The organism is uncultured Sphingomonas sp. (assembly GCF_913777625.1).
GTDB lineage: Bacteria > Pseudomonadota > Alphaproteobacteria > Sphingomonadales > Sphingomonadaceae > Sphingomonas.
Map to the genome: position 1 here is coordinate 87,981 of NZ_CAJYTI010000008.1, position 17,804 is coordinate 105,784.

Here is a 17,804-nt window from a genome sequence, read left to right on the forward strand (position 1 = left end):
AAGGGGGAACGCCCTTGGCGTTTGCCCCTGCGGCCTGCTATCCCGTCCGGCGATGAGCCTCGACACCGACGTTTCCGAACCCTCCGGCGCCTCCGACGTCCCGTTCGACAGTGCATTGTCCGAGCGGTACCTGGTCTATGCGCTGTCGACGATCACCGCACGCTCGCTGCCCGATGTGCGCGACGGGCTGAAGCCGGTGCACCGCCGGCTGCTCTGGGCGATGCGGCTGCTGCGGCTCGATCCGGCGAGCGGGTACAAGAAGTGCGCCCGCGTCGTGGGCGACGTGATCGGTAAATATCACCCGCATGGCGATGCCTCGGTCTATGACGCGATGGTCCGCCTCGCCCAGACCTTCGCGCTGCGCTATCCGCTGGTCGACGGGCAGGGCAATTTCGGCAATATCGACGGCGATAACGCGGCTGCCTACCGATATACCGAGGCGCGGCTGACCCAGGTCGCGATCGACCTGATGGAGGGGCTCGACGAGAATGCCGTCGATTTCCGCCCCACCTATAACGGCGAGGACGAGGAACCCGAGCTGTTCCCTGGCCTGTTCCCGAACCTGCTCGCCAATGGCGCGGCGGGCATCGCGGTGGGCATGGCGACCAGCATTCCGCCGCATAACGCGGCCGAGCTGATGCAGGCCGCCGTGGCGCTGATCGACAATCCGCAGGCGAACGTCCTCGACTATGTGAAGGGCCCCGACTTCCCGACCGGCGGCATCGCCGTCGACAGCCCCGCCGCGATCGCCGAGGCCTATGCCACCGGCCGCGGCAGCTTCCGCGTCCGCGCCAAGATCGAGAAGGTGACCGAGAAGGGCGGGGGCTGGCACCTCGTCGTCAGCGAAATCCCGTACGGCGTGCAGAAGGGCAAGCTGATCGAGGGCATCGCCGCGCTGGTCAACGACAAGAAGCTGCCGATCCTGGGCGACGTGCGCGACGAGTCGGCCGAGGACATCCGCATCGTCCTCGAACCGCGCAGTCGCACCGTCGACGCAGACACGCTGATGGACAGCCTCTATCGCCTGTCCGACCTCGAAGTGCGCGTGCCGCTCAACCTCAACGTGCTCGACAAGAACCGCACGCCGCGGGTGATGAGCCTGGCCGAGGCGCTCGCCGGCTGGCTCGAGCACCAGTTCGTTGTGCTCCAGCGCAAGTCGCAGCATCGGCTGGAGAAGATCGCCGATCGGCTGGAGCTGCTGCGCGGCTATATCACCGCGTACCTCAACCTCGACCGGGTGATCGAGATCATCCGTAGCGAGGACGAGCCCAAGCCGATCATGATGGCGGAGTTCGAGCTCACCGACCGCCAGGCCGAGGCCATCCTCAACATGCGGCTGCGCTCTCTACGCAAGCTGGAGGAGATGGAACTCCGCCGCGAGCAGGAGAAGCTGGAAAAGGAACAGGCCGAGCTGGAGACGCTGCTCGGCTCCGAGGCGCGCCAGCGCACCTGGATGAAGCGTGCGCTGGGCAAGATGATCACGCGCTACGGGCTGGAGACGCCGCTGGGTGCCCGCCGCACCGCGATCGTCGAGATGGCCCCGGCGCGCGAAATTCCGCTGGAAGCGATGATCGAGCGCGAGCCGATCACCGTCATCCTTTCGCAGCGCGGCTGGATCCGCGCGATGAAGGGACATGTCGAGGATCTCGGCGGCGAGGCGCTGAAGTTCAAGGAAGGCGACGGCCCCTTCCTGGCGTTCCATGCCCAGACCACCGACAAGCTGCTGCTCGCCGCCGACAATGGCCGCTTCTACACGCTCGGTGCCGACAAGCTGCCTGGCGGCCGCGGCTTTGGCGAGCCGGTGCGGCTGCTGATCGACCTGGAGGCGGAGCGGCACATCGTCACGCTGCTGCCGGCCAGCGCCGCGCCCAAGCTGCTGGTGGCGGCGAGCGACGGGCGCGGCTTCATCGTTAGCAGCCAGGAAGTGGTGGCGGAGACGCGCAAGGGGAAGCAGGTGGTTACTCCGCGCCCCGGCGCGCATTTGAAGCTGGTCCGCCCGATCGGTCCCGAGGACGATTTCGTCGCAGCGATTGGCGACAATCGCAAGATGCTGGTCTTCCCGCTCTCGGAGGTCGCGGAGATGACCCGTGGGCAGGGCGTGCAGCTGCAGCGCTACCGCGACGGCGGCCTGTCGGACGTGATCACCTTCAAGCTCGCCGACGGCCTGCGCTGGCGGATGGGCGGCGAGCAGGGGCGGTATCGGTCCGAGCCGGACATGATGCCATGGCGGGCTGCGCGCGGTGCAGCGGGGCGGATGCCACCGACGGGATTTCCGCGGGATAATCGATTCTAAGCGGTAAAAGCTGGAATTCCAGGGGCACCTTTTCAGACCCCTTTAACCACTTGACCGCTAGATCGGTGGGGATGGCGTTTCGAAGGGTCCGGGCTCTGAATTTGCGTACCGTGGAGCTCGCTCCGCCGGTCGCGCTATCGTTTCCGGCCGGAAGCGAGGATCTGCCTGGGCTGCTTGAGCTGCTTCCCGTTCCGGCCGCCGTCCTCGAGATTACCGAAGGCCGCTACGTCTTTGCCGCGTCGAACGGCCCATTTCGCGTCGCAGGGCTCGGTACGGACGCGCAGGACTCGCCGGTCATCCAGCTATTGGGCCCCCGCATCGGGCAATTTCTGGCGTCGGATCAGCTGCACGAAGAAATTGCGTGGCAGTTCGGCAGCGAGGTCGATAGCCGACATTTCCGGGTGGTGCTCGCCCGGCGGGAATCGATCGAGCGGCGTTGCCTGGTGACCCTGCTCGACCAGACCTCCGAGCTGCGTACCGAACAGAGCCTGCGCCGCGAGATGGCGACCGACAGCCTGACTGGTCTGCCCAACCGCGCGGGCTTCTCGGATGCGCTGGAAAGCCGGATCGGCACGGGCGATGCCGCTGGCTTCGGTGTGCTGGTGATCGATCTGGACCGGTTCAGCCGGGTCAATGCCTGCATGGGCGCGCTGGTCGGCGACGAACTGCTGATCTCGGTGGCACGCCGGATCAAGGGTGCGCTGCGCGGGCGCGACATCCTCGCGCGAATCGGCGGCGACGAGTTCGGCGTGCTGATGACGCTCGAAGAAGGTGCGGACGACGCGGTGCAGGTCGCCAAACGCGTCCACGCAGCGCTGACCAACCCCTTTCGCCTCTCCAGCTTCGAAATCCGCATCGATTGCTCGATCGGCATCGCGCTCGGTGCCGATGTGGAGGGCGATGTCGAGGATCTGGTCCGCAACGCGCAGCTCGCCGTGCGTCGCGCCAAGGAAAGCGGGCGGACCGAATTCTACCATACCCGGGCCTTCGACCTTGCCCGCGAGCAGTTCGCGATCGAGACCGAGCTGCGCCGCGCGATCGAGAATGGTCGCATGTCACTCGCCTTTCAGCCGATCTGCGACCTGGGCACCGGCCGGATCACCTCGTTCGAGGCGCTGGCGCGCTGGACCAACGAGGACGGCGTGGCGATTTCGCCGAACGCCTTCATCCCCGTCGCGGAAGAATCGGGCCTGATCGTGCCGCTCGGGCGCTGGGCGATGGAAGAGGCGGCGCGGACGCTGGCCGAATGGGACGCGCGCGCCGGCGGCAATTGCGGCGTGAAGATCGCGGTCAACCTCTCCGCCATCCAGCTCCAGCGCGACCAGATCGGCGCGATGGTGAAGGCGGCGCTCGATCGCCACCATATGCCGGGATCGCGTTTCACGCTGGAGCTTACCGAAAGCGCGATCGTCAGCGATCCCGATCGCATCGCCCAGACCATGTCCGCGCTGAAGGACCTCGGCACCACGCTGGCGATGGACGATTTCGGCACCGGCTATTCGAACCTCGCCTATCTGCAGAAGCTGCCGATCGACGTGCTCAAGATCGACCGCAGCTTTGTCACCGGCATGCTCGCCGACCGGGACAAGATCGCGATCATCCGCGCGATCCTGAGCCTGGCGCAGGCGCTGGGCATGCAGACGACCGCGGAGGGCATCGAAACCCCGGAGCTGGCTCAGACGTTAGCGGCGCTGGGCTGCACCTACGGGCAGGGCTATCACTATTCCCGGCCGGTGCCGGGCGACGCCGCCTTCGCGCTGATCGGCGCGCTCAACGCCTGACCGACAACGGCGTCGGCAATGGCCTCGACGCGCTCGGCTGCGGGAAACCCCTCCGCGATCCACTGATCCTCGGTAGTGCGCAGCGCCCGCGCGACATCCGGTCCCTTGGCGAGACCTCGCGCAACGAGCGCGCCGCCGGTGAGGGGCAGGCGAGGGACATCCCAGCCCGTGAGCTGCTGCCATCCAGCGATCAGCGCGGTGTCGTCCGGGGAGGCGAGCAGCAGCCGGTCCTCGGCAGCCTCGCGGCCAATGCGATAGGCGAGGGCACGCGGCTGATCGATGCCTTCTCCCGCGCTGGCGAGCATCAGTCGCTTGCGCTGGGCGTTCGAGAGCTTGAGCCGGGCGCCGATCAGATCGGCCTGCCCCGGCTCGGTTGCCAGCAGCGCGGCGAGACGGCGGATCGGATCGGGCTCCATCCCCACCCGCGCCTCGCGGCGCGCGACAAGGGCGAGCGTATCGGCGCTGGTGATCTCCGGCACCACGGGTTCGAAAATCCCGTGCCCAAGCATCAGCTGCACCACCTCTACCGCTGCGCGCGCGACCAGCAGCTTGAGGAGCTCGTCGCGGATGCGCTCGCGGCTGAGCGCCATCAGATCCTTGGCCCGCGCCGTGCAGGCATCCAGCCCCTCGGCATCGGGCGTGTCGCCGAAACGCGCGAGGAAGCGGAAGAAGCGGAGGATCCGCAGATGATCCTCGGCGATACGCCGCAGGGGATCGCCGATGAAGCGCACCCGTCGCGCCGCGAGATCCTCCAGTCCGCCGAAATAGTCGAACAGCGTGCCGTCTCTGGGATCGGCATAGAGCGCGTTCATCGTGAAGTCGCGACGTGCCGCATCCTCGCGCCAGTCGTTGGTGAACGCGACCGTGGCGTGGCGACCGTCGGTCGAGACATCGCGGCGCAGCGTCGTCACTTCCACAGGGCCGCTTTCGAGGACAGCGGTGACGGTGCCATGCTCGATGCCGGTCGGCACGGCGCGGATGCCGGCCGCGCGCAGCCGAGCGATCACCTCGTCCGGCGACAACGCCGTCGCAATGTCGAGGTCGGCGACGGGGGTGCCGAGCAGCGCGTCGCGAACGGCGCCGCCGACGAAGCGACACAGCCCCGCGTCGGCACCCAGCACGTCGGTCAGCGCATCGAGCCCGGCGCGGCTGCGCCAATCGGTGGGGGGCAGGGTCAACGGGGCCACGGCATCCGCCGCGACAGGTTCACCAGCATCGCCGCCGTGGCGCCCCAGATTCGATAGTCGTTCCACAATATCTCGTAATAATGGCGCTCATGGCCTTGATAGAGCGCGGTTTTCTTTAGATGATTTGCGTCGTCGAGCAGGAAGGCAAGCGGGACCTCGAACAGTTCCTCCACCTCTGCCTCGGCGGGCGTCAGCGACAGGTCCGGCGGGACGACCCCGATCACCGGCGTCACTTCATAGCCGGTCACGGTGCGATAGCGCTCGACCGTGCCGACCACTTCGACCAGCCGGCGGGGCAGGGCGATTTCCTCCTCCGCCTCGCGCAGCGCTGCGTCGATCGCGTCGGCGTCATCGGGATCGATTCGGCCGCCAGGAAACGCGATCTGGCCCGCATGGCGGCGAAGATTGGCATTGCGCCGGGTGAGCAGCACGCCGGGTTCGGCGCGGTCGGTGACGGCGACCAGCACGGCGGCTGCGCTCGGCACCTGGGCAGGATCGAAAAAGGCGTGATCGCCGGGCAGCAGCATCGGCGCCTGTGCCGGCCGGTTCGCCAGCGCCCGACGCAGGCGCTCGGCGAGCGTCATGCAGCAGGCTCGAGCGGAAAAAAGACCCCCTGGCTCCATATTCCGGGCGCCGCGCCTTCCTCGGCCAGGGCGAGTTGGGCGAGTTCGTAATAGACGCTGCGGGCAACCAGCGCGTCCAGCCCGCCCCGCACCGCGAGATAGGGATGGGGGCCATCCTCGCGATGTTCGACTCGCAGCGGATGATCGGGGCCCGCCACCACCATGTCGCCGGTGTTCAGCCGGAAGGCGAGCCGCATGGCCGCGCCTTCGCCCTCCGCCTTCAGCTCGATCGCGACGAACGGCGCGTCCTCGACAGCGATGTCGAGTTTCTCGACCGGAGTCACCAGGACGAAACGGCCATCGGGCTCGCGACGCAGGATCGTCGAGAACAGCCGAACCATCGCCGCGCGCCCGATCAGGCCTCCCTGGTGATACCAGCTGCCGTCGCGGGCAATCCGCATCTCGCTGTCCCCGCAATGCTGCGGGTTCCAGCTTTCCACCGGCGGCAGCCGATGTTCCTCGGCGAGCCGGGCGATCTCGGCGAGCGACAGGCTGGCGAAATCGGGGGGCGGCGTGTTGGGCATGAAAGTTTCCTTAGCGCGCGTTACCGCGATGTCGAACCCCCCATTCGCGGCCGGTGGTTCAGCCGGTCGGTTCAGGCGACCTTGCGCAACCGAGGGACCAGCATGCCCGAGCAGTTCGGTACCGCCGCCCCGCGGGCGAGCAGCCGCCGCGGCTCGAACGGTCCGGGCGCGCGCCAACGCTCCGTGCGGCTCGCATCGAATCCGAAGAAGCGGCCATAATATTCGGGATCGCCGATCAGCATCAGCGCTTCGGCCCCGGGCAGGGCACTGACGTCGGCGGCATCCAGGGCTTCCTGCACCAGCAGACGGCCGATACCGCCGTGCTGCAGCGACGGTTCGACGGCGACGGGCCCCACCATCACCAGCGGTACCAGCGGCCCCGAATCGCTCGCCAGCGCCACCGGCCAGCTCTGGATCGTGCCGGCGAGCTTGCCACCTTCCGCCAATGCGGCGAAACTGAACGGGCGAATCGGCTGGGTATCCTGCCGGATGCGATACGCGGTGCGCAGGTGCCGGTCTGGCCCGAAGGCGCGGTCCAGCAGCGCCTCAACGGCGTGCGGATCCACCGCGTCCAGCGCAACCAGTTGTACCACCGCGAATCCTTACATGGCGCCATCGGCTTCATGCCGAAAGGCGCGCGCCTTAGCGGCGTGGCAGCGTAGCGCAAGCGCGAAGTGCGCTGGCACAGGTGCAGGAATTGCACGGGCTTTTCCCGGCGACACCATCTGCTATGGCGCGCGCTCGTCATGCCCCAAGAAAGGCCGTTTGATTGCCCGACCTATTGCAGCTTCAGGTGCTCGATCTCGAGGTAGAGCTCCTCACCGGAGTCTATTCGGAAGAGACGCATCTGCCGCAGCCGCTGCGCATCTCCGTCACCGCAGACCTGGACCTGCCCGAGCAGTTTACGCCGGACACGCCGCTCAGCGCCTCGAAAAGCTATATGGATCTCAAGCACGCGGCCACGGACGCGCTGCCGAAGGACGTGCATTTCACGCTGATCGAAGCCGTTGCGGACCATATCTGCCAGACGGTGTTCGTGTCCGATTCGCGCGTCCGCCGCGTCGAGGTGCGGATCGTGAAGCTCGCGATCGCCGAGGCCGAGGAATCGATCGGCATCACCCTGGTCCGCCACCGGCGCTGATCGGCCGGCGGCGGGCAGGGGATGTGCCTCAGGCGCAGGGCCCGAGGTCGCGCAGCACAACCTGATAGTCCTGCCGCACCGCCTCGGCATTGTCGGGCGTCTCGGCGCTGACGGCGTCGTCGGGCAGGGTCTTCGGCAGCCCGCAGGCCAGCCGGTACCAGGCCAGCGTGTCGCGCTTCGGCTGGCCGGCGCTGTCGTCGACAATATCACCCAGCGACACCGCCCAGCGCGTCTTTTCGCCCGGACGGCGCAGGATCTGTAGCGAGATCGGCGCGCCATTGGCGGTCTTGAGGAAGATCTGGCTCTCGCCTTCGCCGGGCAGTGCGCCCGGCACATGGAAGGCATTGCCGATGCCGGTGATCGCCGGCGGCGCATCCGCGGCCAGCACCTCCCGGGTGATGCGCCGAGTCAGCGCGTCGAGCTCCGGCGTCCACAGATACTGGCCGTCGATCCCGGTCAGCTGCACCTCGCTCGCCTTGCCGGCGACCGGCCGCGCAAACAGCAGTACACGTGCTCTTTTCAATTTGGGTAGCTTGCCGCGAGAATCGAGCGGCACGTCCGCGAGGTAGGAAATCTGGGTCGGCAGGGCGCTGCTACCGCGAATCAGTGCTAAAACATCGGCTTGGACGTACAGGCGTGCCCGTCCCGAACTGAGACCGGGCGCTGCATTTTCCTTGATCCGGATCAAGTCGCCGATGCGTGCGTCGATCACCAGCGGTGCGCCGACGACGGCGGTCGCGACGGTGGCGTAACTGGGTAAGCCACTTTGCGCTTCTTGGCGGATTTTCGCGGTTTGCGGGGCAGGTTGCGCAAGCGCCGGAAATGCCGCAGCGCAACAAAAGAGCAGGGGTAGGGCGTATTTCATGCCGCCGCCGGTACCGGATTGTGCCGATCTTATACAGAAATAATTCTGCCATGGGCGCGTTGTACGACCAATTCGTCCGACAAAGAGTTTGCGTCGTCGGAAGGCCCACGATACAGACTCGGTGCTCTCGCCATCAGGGGCGCAGTGTGACCCGAGGCGAGCGGACTTGTGCGCGGCTGCCAGCCGGCCAGGGTCGCAAGCAGGATTAGAGGGAGTGACGTTGCCGAATGGCTTACGCTGACCGGAATGTAAGTGGCAGTCGTGTGGTAGCGATCGTAATCGTCGCTATCATCGTGGCTGGCATGGGTTATGCCTTCGTCACAGGTCTGGCATACCAATATATCAAGAAGAAGGCGGAAGAGCTGAAGACCTTCGAGGTCGAAGAGCCGCCGCCCCCGCCGGAGGAGATTCCGCCGCCGCCGCCGCCGCCGGATTCGCCGGTGCCGCCGCCCCCGACCCAGGTCGTGGTGCCGCCGGCCATCGTGCAGACCGTGTCGCCAGCGCCGCCGGTCCAGAATACTCCGATCATCCCCCCGCCGCCGCCGATCACGCCGCCTGCGCCTCCCGCGCCGCCGGCTCCCCCGGCGCCGCCCGCTCCGCCGAAAATCGCGAAGCCGCTCAAGCCGCGTACGCCTCCGGGCTCGTGGGTGACGGACGACGACTATCCGGCAGCGGCCTCGCGCGCCGGTGACGAAGGCACGGTTGCCTTCCGTCTCGACGTCGATGGTACGGGCAAGGTGACCAATTGCACGATCACGTCGTCCAGCGGTTCCTCGCTGCTCGACAGCACCGCGTGCAACCTTCTCAAGCGTCGTGCTCGGTTCGATCCGGCCCAGGATGCGGCAGGAAACAAGATTTCCGCGCCGTACATGGGTCGCTTCACCTGGCGGCTGCAGAAGTAACACTCCGGTTTCCGGTCCGCCGGGCGTGGCGGACCGGCTTGCGCAAGAAGCTATCTTTTAGAGGAAAGACCCAAAATGCTCACGACCATTCTCGCTGCCGGTGGTGCCGCAGCTAAGGGCGACAACCCCTACGGCCTGATTCCGGCGCTGAAGGAAGGCGGCCTGATCTCGCAGTCGGTGTTCACCATCCTGGTGCTCATGCTGTTCGTGTCGCTCTACATCCTCTTCACCAAGCTGTTCGAGCAGCAGAAGATCATCAACCAGTCGAAGCGCGTCCGCGCGACCTTCTGGAGCTCGACCAGCCTGCGCGAAGGTGCGGCCAAGCTCGAGAAGAACTCGGCCTATCGCCAGATCGTCGACGACGGCATCGAAGCGCAGGATCAGTACAAGCTGCTGACCGATCCGGTCGAAGCGCATGACTGGCTGCACGGCTCGCTGGCGCGGTCGGAAGCGACGATCAACTCGGCGCTCGGCGGCGGTCTCGCCTTCCTCGCGACGGTCGGTGCGACCGCGCCGTTCATCGGTCTGTTCGGTACGGTTATCGGTATCTACCGCGCACTCATCAAGATCGGTTCGGCCGGTCAGGCTTCGATCGACGCCGTCGCCGGCCCGGTCGGTGAAGCGCTGATCATGACCGCGCTCGGCCTCGTCGTCGCCGTTCCGGCCGTGCTCGCCTTCAACTTCCTGCAGCGCCGCAACAAGGCGATCGCCGAGAACCTGAACGCGTTCTCGAACGACGTGCTCGGCTACCTCGCCTCGGACGGCAAGGTTCGTCCGGCCGCTGCCGCGAAGAAGCCGGTTGCTGCGGCTGCTCCGAAGCCGGCGACCACGACCGGCGGCACCCCGACCCGCTCGTAACGATCAAGGCGCGGGGCTGCGCTGCTGTGCAGCCCCGCCGCCGGATTTCGATCCGGCACAAGAGGATAGGATAGCGCCCAATGGCGATTAGCACAGGCAGCGGCGGCGACGACGTACCGATGTCGGACATCAACACCACGCCCCTCGTGGACGTGATGCTGGTGCTCCTGATCATCTTCCTTATCGCCGTTCCCGTTGTTATCCAGACGATCGACCTCACGCTGCCGAAGGTTCAGTTCGAGCCGACCACCACCAAGCCCGAGAACGTCTCGCTCTCGGTCAAGGGCGGTCCGGACGGTTGTGAGATCTTCTGGGGCCTGACCCGAGTCAATCACACCGAGCTGCTCGACCGCGCGGTCGCCAAGCTCAAGGCTGAGATCGATCGTCAGGGTGGCCCGAATGCCGCTGGTCTCGAACTTCCCGAAGTTCATATCCGCGGCGACATCAACACGCCCTATCGCTGCATCGGCGGCACCATCTACACGATGCAGATGGCGGGTTTCGTGAAGGTCGGCTTCATCTCGGAACCGGAGCCCGGTTCGACGACGACCCGGCTCTGATCGGTCCGCTTAAGGAGTTACGACAATGGCAATGAGCGCAGGCCGTGATGACGGCGAGCCGATGATGGACATGAACACGACGCCGCTGATCGACGTCATGCTCGTGCTCCTCATCATGTTCATCATCACCATTCCGGTCCAGACGCACGCGGTGAAGGTGGATCTGCCGCAGCCGAGCCCCAACAGCGCACCGCCCGTCGAGCCGGACAAGAACAAGGTCTATATCGACGCGCAGGGCCAGGTGTTCTGGAACAGCATGCCGATCAACGACGTGATGCTGCGCCAGTATCTGGACGCTTCGCTGCAGCGTTCGCCGGAGCCCGAGCTGCACTTCCAGCCGGATCCGCAGGCGCGGTACGACGTGGTCGACCGCGTGCTGGCAATCATCAAGCGTGCGAACGTGACGAAGCTTGGCTTCGTCGGCAACGAACAGTATCGCAACGACTTCTGATCCGCGACGCGGTCAGAGCATTTTGGGAAGGCGGCCCTTCGGGGCCGCCTTTTTTTGTGCCCGGCCGGCCCGGTTGGGGCGTCCGGCGGGCGGAGTGTCCGAATGGCCCGGGGCTGCTGCGCCAGCGTGTCTCGGGGCGGTACGCAGAGGGGGGGGGCGTGGCCTCCTTATCCTAAGCGCAAATGCGGGGTTGCTAGATCGACGCATTAGTGTCACTCCTACGTCACCGAAGTGTCATAAAAGTGTAGCTTCGATGTAACGTCTAAGGAGAGATGTATGTCGATCAAACTTGTCGCGTCGGCCTTGGTGCCGATGCTCGCCATGGTTTCGCCGGCCGCCGCCCAGGACGGCACGGTCACGGCGCGGGAGATCATGAGCGGCGCCTATGCGAAGGCCGAACAGAAGCTTCTGACTCAAATGCAGACAGGTGTGCGACCCGACGTTCAGTTGAACCTCGCCGCCGTCTATTACGCCACTGGCCGGACCGAGCAGGCGCGCGCACTGTACCGCGACGTTCTGGCGCAGGCAGATGTGCCGATGACGGTGGTTTCCAATCGCCTTGCGACCTCGCACGCGGTAGCAACCGCAGGGCTGCACTATCTCGACAAGCGCCAGCAGACCGCCGCGCGCTGAAAAGTTGCGGCACGTACCTGGCCGCCGGCCGGGCACGGGCACGCAGCAACCTTCGAGCGGGTATTCAAAGGAAAAGCGGGCCGGATCGCTCCGGCCCGCTTTTCCTTTGGATGACACGGTCGAATAGGCCCTGTAGAGTCGTTCAGAACGAGGCCCAGTCGTCGCCGTCCGCCATTGCCGGGGCCGGCGCAGCGCTGGCTGCCGGCGCGGGAACCGGTGGCGTACGCGGTGCCCGTAGGGCGGGCCGGCGCAGTGGCGACTGCTCGCCGCCGGTGCGGAAGGTGGCCGCATGGGCATCGAGACGCGCGACCTGCTCGGTCAGCTGGCGGGCGGCGGCGGAGGTCTGCTCGACCATGGCCGCGTTCTGCTGGGTCGCGCGGTCCATGTCGCCGATCGCGGTGCTGATCTCGCGGATCGCGGTCGACTGCGCTTGGTTGTCGGCCGCCATGCCGCCGAGGAGCTGGTGCACCTCGCCCACGGTGTCGACGATCGCCGCAAGCGCATGATCGACCCGCTCGACCGCATCGCGGGCGACTTCCACTTCGGACTGGGTGACGGTGAGCTGGTCGCGGGCGCGCTTGGCTTCTTCTTCGGCACGCATGGCCAGCGCGGAGACGAGATCTGCGACAACGGCAAAGCCACGGCCCGCCTCACCCGCACGACCGGCCTCGACGGCCGCGTTCATCGCGAGAACGCGCGTCTGGAACGCGATCTTGTCCAGCCCCTCGATGACGCTGTCGATGCCCTTGGCGCTGTCCGACACGCGCGTCATCGCCTGCACGGCCTCGTCTGCGGTCGAGCGGCCCGACCCGACGACGCCGATCGCCTGATCGGCGCGCTGCACGGTCACGCCGGCAGCGGAGGCGGTGGCGTCGATCCGCTGGTTCATCTGGGTGATCGCCGCCGCGGTCTGCTCGAGGCTGGCGGCAGTGGCCCCGGTCCGGCGTGCCAGATCCTCCGAAGCGCCGGCAATTTCCTGCGAGCCGGTGCGGATCGAGGCCGTCCCTTCCAGAACCGCTCCGATCAGCTCGCGCAGGCTGCCGATCGCCGAGCGGAAATGGGTGGCGAGCTTCGCGTAATCGGCCGGGAAGTCGTCGCCGATATCGGCGGTCAGGTCGCCGCCGGAAACTTTCGCGAGTGCCTGCCCCAGCACGTCCATCGCGCGTTCCCGCGCTGCTTCCGCGTCGCGGTCGCGCGCTTCGGCCTGCTGGCGAGCGATCTCGGACGTACGGAAATGGGCGAGTGCCTCCGCCATGGCACCGATCTCGTCGGTTGCGACATGGTTCGGGATCGAGACATCGACCTTGCCGGCGGCGAGCGCGCGCATGGCGGTCGTCATCTGCACGAGCGGACCGAACATCGCGCGGCCGCCGAACCACGCCGAGGCGGCAATCGCCAGCGAGATGACCGCGGCCGATAGTGCCAGCATCCAGCGCGCGTTGCCGATCGCTCCCATCACGTCGCTTTCGGGGATCCCGACGAACAGGATGCCGATGGTCTTGCCCGAGGCGTCCTTGATCGGATCATAGGCGGTGAAGAAGGGCTTGCCGAGAATGTCGGCGGTGCCGCGATAGGGCTGGCCCTTTTCCAGCACCGTTGCATAGGCGGCGTTGCGGGCCAGCGGCGTGCCCACCGCCCGGCTGCCATCGGGTTTGGTCACATTGGTCGCGATCCGCATGTCGCCGCGGAAGATCGTCGCGGTGCCGCCGACCAGGCGCTTCACGGTGTCGACCGGCGCGTCCCAGTTGTTGAGCTTGTGGCTGCCGACATAGAGGTCCTCGCCTTCGACGCGGAAATCGCTGCCGAGCCCATGCAGCACCTGCCAGGCGACCCGCATGTTGACTTCCTGTCGCTCTGCCGCGGTTTGGGCCGCTTGGGCGGTAAGTGCGCGATCTGCAACGAAGAAGGTAGCGGTCGCCAGCAATAGCAGGCCGCAGACGGCAAGGATTGTCGTCTTGGTGGCGAGCGGAAGATTCTGGAAGCGCTGTACCATCGTTGATCCGTTAAGTTGGCGGTGCGGCCCATCGGCTGCAGCAATGCGGTAAGTCCCGTATTGATTATAGGCGATCGGTTCAGCCTCGGATCGGGATCGGCGGAGCGCGGTGGATCCTCTTCGCGGTCAAAAGCGCTGTCTGCACAGGATTATTCGCGCGGGAGAAGAACATGGCGGAGGAAGTTCGGGGCGGCTGCCAGTGCGGGCGGATCCGCTATGCGGTGCAGATCGAGAATGACGATGCCTATCTCTGCCATTGTCGCATGTGCCAGCGGGCGACCGGCGGCGTGTCGATCGCGTTCAAGGGCGTGTGCAAGGCCGAGGTGCGATGGGAGCGTGCGCCCGATCGCTATCGCTCCTCGCCGATCGCCGAGCGCGGCTTCTGCCGGGAATGCGGCACGCCGCTCACCTTCGAATTCCTCGACGGCGAGACCATGGACCTGACCGTCGGCAGCTTCGATTCGCCGGGCCGCTTTCAGCCGCGCCACCATTATGCGGTCGAGAGCATGCACGAACAGTGGCTCGACACGACCGCGCTGCCCCGATACCGCACCGAGGACAACCCGAACGTCGTCAAACGATGGATGGACGCACTTGGCCGACTACCCGACTGAAACGCACCGCTTTGCCAGCTTCGATGGGCAGGAGATCGCCTGGACCGAAATGGGGGAAGGGCGGCCGGTGGTGCTGATCCACGGCTATTTCTCCAATGCGGAGGTCAACTGGATCAAGTACGGCCATGCCGCCAAGCTTGCGGCGCGCGGTCGCCGGGTGATCCTGCCCGATTTGCGCGCGCATGGGCACAGCGCCAAGCCGCATGATTCCGCCGCCTATCCGCCCGACGTGCTGATGCACGACAATGCCGCGCTGATCGCCCATCTCGGCCTGACCGAGTATGATCTGGGCGGCTATTCGCTGGGCGCGCGCACCGTGGTGCGGATGCTGGCGAACGGGGCCGCGCCCGACAAGGTGGTGCTTTCCGGCATGGGGCTGGACGGGCTGGTCGCGACCCAGGGGCGCGGCGCCTATTTCCACCGGGTGCTGACCAACCTCGGCAGCTTTCAGCGCGGCAGCTCCGAATGGCTGACCGAGGCCTTCCTCAAGACGACCAAGGGCGACCCGGTCGCGCTGCTGCGGATCCTCGACACCTTTGTCGACACGCCGCGCGACGAGATTGCCGGCATCACCCAGCCGACCGCGGTGATTTCCGGCGCGGAGGATTATGACAATGGGTCAGCCAAGGAAGTGGCGGACCTGCTGCCCTACGGGCTGTTCATCGAGATTCCGGGCAATCACATGAGCGCCGTCACCCGGCCGGAGCTGGGCGACGCGCTGGTCGAGTTTCTCGCAGGCTAGGCCTTCGAACCCTCGTCCGGGATCATGTTCTTGTCGGCGATCTCGGCATTCCATTCGGCCGAGCTGTCGGTGCCGTCGGGCTGATGGGCGGTGCCCGGCTGGGTTTCCGGTGCGTCGCGGGTGGGTTCGGGGGTCATGGCGCTCTCCTTCGCATAAGGAACGCCCCGTCGGGCCGCCGGTTCAGTTGTGCGTGCGGAAGAGGAAGAAGGCGCCCGCCGCGATCAGCGCAAAGCCGATCAGGTGGTTGATCGTGATCCGCTGGCCGAGATACAGCACCGAGAAGCCGGCGAAGACGGTGAGGGTGATCACCTCCTGCATGCCCTTCAGCTGCGCTGCCGAATAGACCGCGCTGCCCATCCGGTTGGCGGGTACGGCGAAGCAATATTCGATTAGCGCGATGCCCCAGCTGATCAGGATGACCAGCACGAGCGGGGCGTTCTTGAACTTCAGATGGCCATACCAGGCGAAGGTCATGAACACGTTCGACGCACAGAGCATCGCGATCGGCAACAGGCGGTCCATCATCGGCATCGGCGTTCAGCCCTCATAGGCGCCGCGCAGCCGATCCATCGACTCGCGGTGGGTAAGATCCAGGTGGAGCGGCGTCACCGTCACGAAGCCGGCTTCGATCGCATCGAGATCGGTATCGGGTACCGGCTGGTGGGGCAGGCGGCCCATCGCCAGCCAGTAATAGGGAAAGCCACGCGGATCGACGCGCTTGTCGAGCCCGACGCGACCATAGTCGCGCAGCCCCTGGGACACGACCTTGATGCCCTGCACCGCATCGGCGGCGATCGGCGGAAAGTTGATGTTGACCAGCGTGCGCGGCGCCCAGTTCATGGTCAGGAGCGGCCGCAGCGCGCGCTCGCCCCAGGTCTCGGCCGTATCGAAGGGCACCGCGTCGCCCATGCCGCTGCGGGCGTAGCGCTGGCTGAGCGCGACCGAGCGGATACCCGCCAGCGCGCCCTCGGCTGCGGCCGAGACGGTGCCCGAATAGCTGACGTCCTCGGCCAGATTGCCGCCGCGGTTGACGCCGGACAGGATCAGGTCGGGCTTGGCGTCCTGCATCACCTCGGCGAGCGCGAACATCACGCAGTCGGTGGGCGTGCCCTTCACCGCATAGCGATTGTCGCCGTGGCGGCGGACGCGGAACGGCTCGGTGAGTGTCAGCGAGCGGCCCTTGCCCGATTGCTCCTCAGCCGGGGCGACGATCGTGATGTCGTCCGAAAGCGTCCGCGCGATCCGCTCCAGGACCGCCAGCCCACGGGCGTGATAGCCGTCGTCGTTGGTGAGGAGGATCCGCATCAGCCGCGCGGCTCGAGCAGCGCGAGTCCGCCCAGATAGGGCTGGAGCACCGCCGGCACGGCCACGGCGCCATTCTCCTGCTGGTAGTTCTCCAGCACCGCGACCAGCGTGCGGCCGACCGCCAGGCCCGAACCGTTGAGCGTGTGGACGAAGCGCGTGCCCTTCTCGCCCTCGGGCCGGTAGCGCGCGTTCATCCGGCGGGCCTGGAAGTCGGCGCAGGTCGAGCAGGACGAGATCTCGCGGTAGCGGTCCTGGCCCGGCAGCCAGACCTCGAGGTCGTAGGTGCGCGCCGCGGTGAAGCCCATGTCGCCGCTGCACAGCTTCATCCGGCGGAAGGCGAGGCCGAGCTTGGTCAGCACGTCCTCGGCCGCGGCGGTCATCCGCTCATGCTCGGCCTCGGATCGGTCCGGCGTGGTGATCGACACCATCTCGACCTTCTCGAACTGGTGCTGGCGGATGAAGCCGCGGGTGTCGCGGCCGGCCGCACCGGCCTCGGAGCGGAAGCAGGCGGTGAGGGCGGTGAGGCGGAGCGGAAGCTCCTCCTCGCTCAGGATCTTCTCGCGCACGGCGTTGGTCAGGCTCACCTCGGCAGTGGGGATCAGCCAGCGGCCGTCGGTGGTCTGGAACAGGTCCTCGGCGAACTTGGGCAACTGGCCGGTGCCGAACAGCGCCTCGTCGCGCACCAGCAGCGGCGGCACGCATTCCTCATAGCCATAGCTGCCGGTCAGCGTGTCGAGCATGAACTGGCCGAGCGCGCGGTGCAGTCGGGCGGCCTGGCCGCGCACGAAGGTGAAGCGCGCGCCGGACATGCCGGCCCCGGTCTCGAAATCGAGCCCGAGTGCAGGGCCGATCGCGTCATGCTCCCTGGGCGCGAAGGCAAAGCCGGGAACGGTGCCGCGCTCGTGGACGAAGACATTGTCGTTCTCGTCGGCACCCAGCGCCACGTCCGGATAGGGCAGGTTGGGAAGCGCGGCGAGCCGGCCTTCCAGTTCCTCGCCCACGGCCTTCTCCTCGGCCTCCAGCATCGGCAGCCGTTCCTTGAGGATCGTCACCTCCGCCATCAGCGCGGCGGCGGCGTCCTCGTCCTTCTTCGCCTTGGCGGCACCGATCGCCTTCGAGGCTTCGTTGCGGCGGGCCTGGCCGGCCTGCAGCTCGGTCACCAGCGCGCGGCGCCGTTCATCGAGCGCCAGCAGCGCCTCCGACTGCGGCTCCAGGCCGCGCTTGGCGAGACCCTGGTCGAAGGTTTCGGGATGATCGCGAAGAAAGCGGATGTCGTGCATGGGCCCAGCCTATGGCGGGGCCCCGCGGAGCGCGCAACCCCGGCCGCGCCCG

20 protein-coding genes are annotated in these 17,804 nt (G+C 66.9%); 10 read left to right on the forward strand and 10 right to left on the reverse strand.

Annotation, left to right across the window (positions count from 1 at the left end; genetic code table 11):
* Positions 1–52 precede the first annotated feature (52 nt).
* Together parC and QZ814_RS04205 are read left to right on the forward strand one after the other, a co-directional pair.
* The gene (parC, locus tag QZ814_RS04200; RefSeq protein ID WP_294329836.1) at positions 53–2,293 is read left to right on the forward strand and encodes a DNA topoisomerase IV subunit A; all 2,241 of its coding nucleotides are present in this window, start codon (positions 53–55) and stop codon (positions 2,291–2,293) included.
* A gap of 170 nt (positions 2,294–2,463) precedes the next feature.
* Entirely contained in the window at positions 2,464–4,074 is a 1,611-nt protein-coding gene (locus tag QZ814_RS04205) for an EAL domain-containing protein (protein ID WP_294329972.1), read from the forward strand.
* Here the strand turns inward: QZ814_RS04205 and QZ814_RS04210 are convergent.
* From QZ814_RS04210 to QZ814_RS04225, 4 genes are all read right to left on the reverse strand, one after another.
* Entirely contained in the window at positions 4,014–5,261 is a 1,248-nt protein-coding gene (locus QZ814_RS04210) for a CCA tRNA nucleotidyltransferase (protein ID WP_294329837.1), read from the reverse strand. The genes QZ814_RS04205 and QZ814_RS04210 overlap by 61 nt on opposite strands.
* The gene (locus tag QZ814_RS04215) at positions 5,249–5,845 is read right to left on the reverse strand and encodes a CoA pyrophosphatase (protein ID WP_294329838.1); all 597 of its coding nucleotides are present in this window, start codon (positions 5,843–5,845) and stop codon (positions 5,249–5,251) included. The genes QZ814_RS04210 and QZ814_RS04215 overlap by 13 nt, the downstream gene beginning before the upstream one ends.
* Entirely contained in the window at positions 5,842–6,408 is a 567-nt protein-coding gene (locus QZ814_RS04220) for a DUF1285 domain-containing protein (RefSeq protein ID WP_294329839.1), read from the reverse strand. The genes QZ814_RS04215 and QZ814_RS04220 overlap by 4 nt, the downstream gene beginning before the upstream one ends.
* A gap of 71 nt (positions 6,409–6,479) precedes the next feature.
* The gene (locus QZ814_RS04225; RefSeq protein WP_294329840.1) at positions 6,480–7,001 is read right to left on the reverse strand and encodes an N-acetyltransferase; all 522 of its coding nucleotides are present in this window, start codon (positions 6,999–7,001) and stop codon (positions 6,480–6,482) included.
* 176 nt (positions 7,002–7,177) lie between these two features.
* Here QZ814_RS04225 and QZ814_RS04230 point away from each other — a divergent pair, with 176 nt between their 5' ends.
* Positions 7,178–7,549 carry a dihydroneopterin aldolase gene (locus tag QZ814_RS04230; RefSeq protein WP_294329841.1) on the forward strand — a complete coding sequence of 124 codons (372 nt, stop codon included), beginning with the start codon at positions 7,178–7,180 and terminating at the stop codon, positions 7,547–7,549.
* Between the two features lie 28 nt (positions 7,550–7,577).
* Here the strand turns inward: QZ814_RS04230 and QZ814_RS04235 are convergent, their stop codons facing one another.
* A complete protein-coding gene (locus QZ814_RS04235) occupies positions 7,578–8,414 on the reverse strand; it encodes a hypothetical protein (RefSeq protein WP_294329842.1) in 837 nt (278 codons plus the stop codon).
* Positions 8,415–8,641: 227 nt separating this feature from the next.
* Here QZ814_RS04235 and QZ814_RS04240 point away from each other — a divergent pair, with 227 nt between their 5' ends.
* The 5 genes from QZ814_RS04240 to QZ814_RS04260 all read left to right on the forward strand — a co-directional run bounded on the left by QZ814_RS04240 (position 8,642) and on the right by QZ814_RS04260 (position 11,818).
* A complete protein-coding gene (locus QZ814_RS04240) occupies positions 8,642–9,316 on the forward strand; it encodes a TonB family protein (protein WP_294329843.1) in 675 nt (224 codons plus the stop codon).
* Positions 9,317–9,391: 75 nt separating this feature from the next.
* On the forward strand, positions 9,392–10,174 hold the full coding sequence (locus QZ814_RS04245; RefSeq protein WP_294329844.1) for a MotA/TolQ/ExbB proton channel family protein: 783 nt from the start codon (positions 9,392–9,394) through the stop codon (positions 10,172–10,174).
* A gap of 80 nt (positions 10,175–10,254) precedes the next feature.
* Positions 10,255–10,734 carry a biopolymer transporter ExbD gene (locus QZ814_RS04250; RefSeq protein ID WP_294329845.1) on the forward strand — a complete coding sequence of 160 codons (480 nt, stop codon included), beginning with the start codon at positions 10,255–10,257 and terminating at the stop codon, positions 10,732–10,734.
* Positions 10,735–10,759: 25 nt separating this feature from the next.
* Positions 10,760–11,185: a biopolymer transporter ExbD gene (locus tag QZ814_RS04255; protein WP_084582710.1), complete on the forward strand. Its 426-nt coding sequence runs from the start codon at positions 10,760–10,762 to the stop codon at positions 11,183–11,185.
* Positions 11,186–11,461: 276 nt separating this feature from the next.
* Positions 11,462–11,818: a tetratricopeptide repeat protein gene (locus QZ814_RS04260; RefSeq protein WP_294329846.1), complete on the forward strand. Its 357-nt coding sequence runs from the start codon at positions 11,462–11,464 to the stop codon at positions 11,816–11,818.
* 142 nt (positions 11,819–11,960) lie between these two features.
* Here QZ814_RS04260 and QZ814_RS04265 read toward each other — a convergent pair whose 3' ends face one another.
* On the reverse strand, positions 11,961–13,811 hold the full coding sequence (locus QZ814_RS04265; RefSeq protein ID WP_294329847.1) for a cache domain-containing protein: 1,851 nt from the start codon (positions 13,809–13,811) through the stop codon (positions 11,961–11,963).
* Positions 13,812–13,981: 170 nt separating this feature from the next.
* On the opposite strand from QZ814_RS04265, the gene QZ814_RS04270 reads away from it, so the two are divergent.
* Together QZ814_RS04270 and QZ814_RS04275 are read left to right on the forward strand one after the other, a co-directional pair.
* Complete coding sequence (locus QZ814_RS04270) at positions 13,982–14,425, forward strand: GFA family protein (protein WP_294329848.1); 444 nt, start codon at positions 13,982–13,984, stop codon at positions 14,423–14,425.
* Between the two features lie 49 nt (positions 14,426–14,474).
* Positions 14,475–15,167: an alpha/beta hydrolase gene (locus tag QZ814_RS04275; protein WP_294329973.1), complete on the forward strand. Its 693-nt coding sequence runs from the start codon at positions 14,475–14,477 to the stop codon at positions 15,165–15,167.
* Here QZ814_RS04275 and QZ814_RS04280 read toward each other — a convergent pair.
* From QZ814_RS04280 to serS, 4 genes are read right to left on the reverse strand one after another with little or no spacing between them, the layout of a single operon-like run.
* Positions 15,164–15,304 (reverse strand): hypothetical protein, encoded by a 141-nt coding sequence (locus QZ814_RS04280; RefSeq protein WP_294329849.1) that lies wholly within the window; start codon positions 15,302–15,304, stop codon positions 15,164–15,166. The two genes, QZ814_RS04275 and QZ814_RS04280, sit on opposite strands and share 4 nt — an antisense overlap.
* 43 nt (positions 15,305–15,347) lie before the next feature.
* The gene (locus tag QZ814_RS04285; protein ID WP_294329974.1) at positions 15,348–15,692 is read right to left on the reverse strand and encodes a DMT family protein; all 345 of its coding nucleotides are present in this window, start codon (positions 15,690–15,692) and stop codon (positions 15,348–15,350) included.
* Between the two features lie 12 nt (positions 15,693–15,704).
* Positions 15,705–16,472, reverse strand: a complete 768-nt coding sequence (gene surE / locus QZ814_RS04290; RefSeq protein WP_294329850.1) for a 5'/3'-nucleotidase SurE — start codon at positions 16,470–16,472, stop codon at positions 15,705–15,707.
* Entirely contained in the window at positions 16,472–17,752 is a 1,281-nt protein-coding gene (gene serS / locus QZ814_RS04295) for a serine--tRNA ligase (RefSeq protein WP_294329851.1), read from the reverse strand. The genes surE and serS overlap by 1 nt, the downstream gene beginning before the upstream one ends.
* Positions 17,753–17,804: the final 52 nt, after the last annotated feature.

Bases quoted from the DNA above. Each gene is read 5' to 3' on its own strand.
- parC (WP_294329836.1), top strand. From the start codon at position 53: ATGAGCCTCGACACCGACGTTTCCGAACCCTCCGGCGCCTCCGACGTC.
- QZ814_RS04215 (WP_294329838.1), bottom strand. From the start codon at position 5,845: ATGACGCTCGCCGAGCGCCTGCGTCGGGCGCTGGCGAACCGGCCGGCA.
- QZ814_RS04220 (WP_294329839.1), bottom strand. From the start codon at position 6,408: ATGCCCAACACGCCGCCCCCCGATTTCGCCAGCCTGTCGCTCGCCGAG.
- QZ814_RS04235 (WP_294329842.1), bottom strand. From the start codon at position 8,414: ATGAAATACGCCCTACCCCTGCTCTTTTGTTGCGCTGCGGCATTTCCG.
- QZ814_RS04240 (WP_294329843.1), top strand. From the start codon at position 8,642: ATGGCTTACGCTGACCGGAATGTAAGTGGCAGTCGTGTGGTAGCGATC.
- QZ814_RS04245 (WP_294329844.1), top strand. From the start codon at position 9,392: ATGCTCACGACCATTCTCGCTGCCGGTGGTGCCGCAGCTAAGGGCGAC.
- QZ814_RS04250 (WP_294329845.1), top strand. From the start codon at position 10,255: ATGGCGATTAGCACAGGCAGCGGCGGCGACGACGTACCGATGTCGGAC.
- QZ814_RS04255 (WP_084582710.1), top strand. From the start codon at position 10,760: ATGGCAATGAGCGCAGGCCGTGATGACGGCGAGCCGATGATGGACATG.
- QZ814_RS04260 (WP_294329846.1), top strand. From the start codon at position 11,462: ATGTCGATCAAACTTGTCGCGTCGGCCTTGGTGCCGATGCTCGCCATG.
- QZ814_RS04265 (WP_294329847.1), bottom strand. From the start codon at position 13,811: ATGGTACAGCGCTTCCAGAATCTTCCGCTCGCCACCAAGACGACAATC.
- QZ814_RS04270 (WP_294329848.1), top strand. From the start codon at position 13,982: ATGGCGGAGGAAGTTCGGGGCGGCTGCCAGTGCGGGCGGATCCGCTAT.
- QZ814_RS04275 (WP_294329973.1), top strand. From the start codon at position 14,475: ATGGGGGAAGGGCGGCCGGTGGTGCTGATCCACGGCTATTTCTCCAAT.
- QZ814_RS04280 (WP_294329849.1), bottom strand. From the start codon at position 15,304: ATGACCCCCGAACCCACCCGCGACGCACCGGAAACCCAGCCGGGCACC.
- QZ814_RS04285 (WP_294329974.1), bottom strand. From the start codon at position 15,692: ATGATGGACCGCCTGTTGCCGATCGCGATGCTCTGTGCGTCGAACGTG.
- surE (WP_294329850.1), bottom strand. From the start codon at position 16,472: ATGCGGATCCTCCTCACCAACGACGACGGCTATCACGCCCGTGGGCTG.
- serS (WP_294329851.1), bottom strand. From the start codon at position 17,752: ATGCACGACATCCGCTTTCTTCGCGATCATCCCGAAACCTTCGACCAG.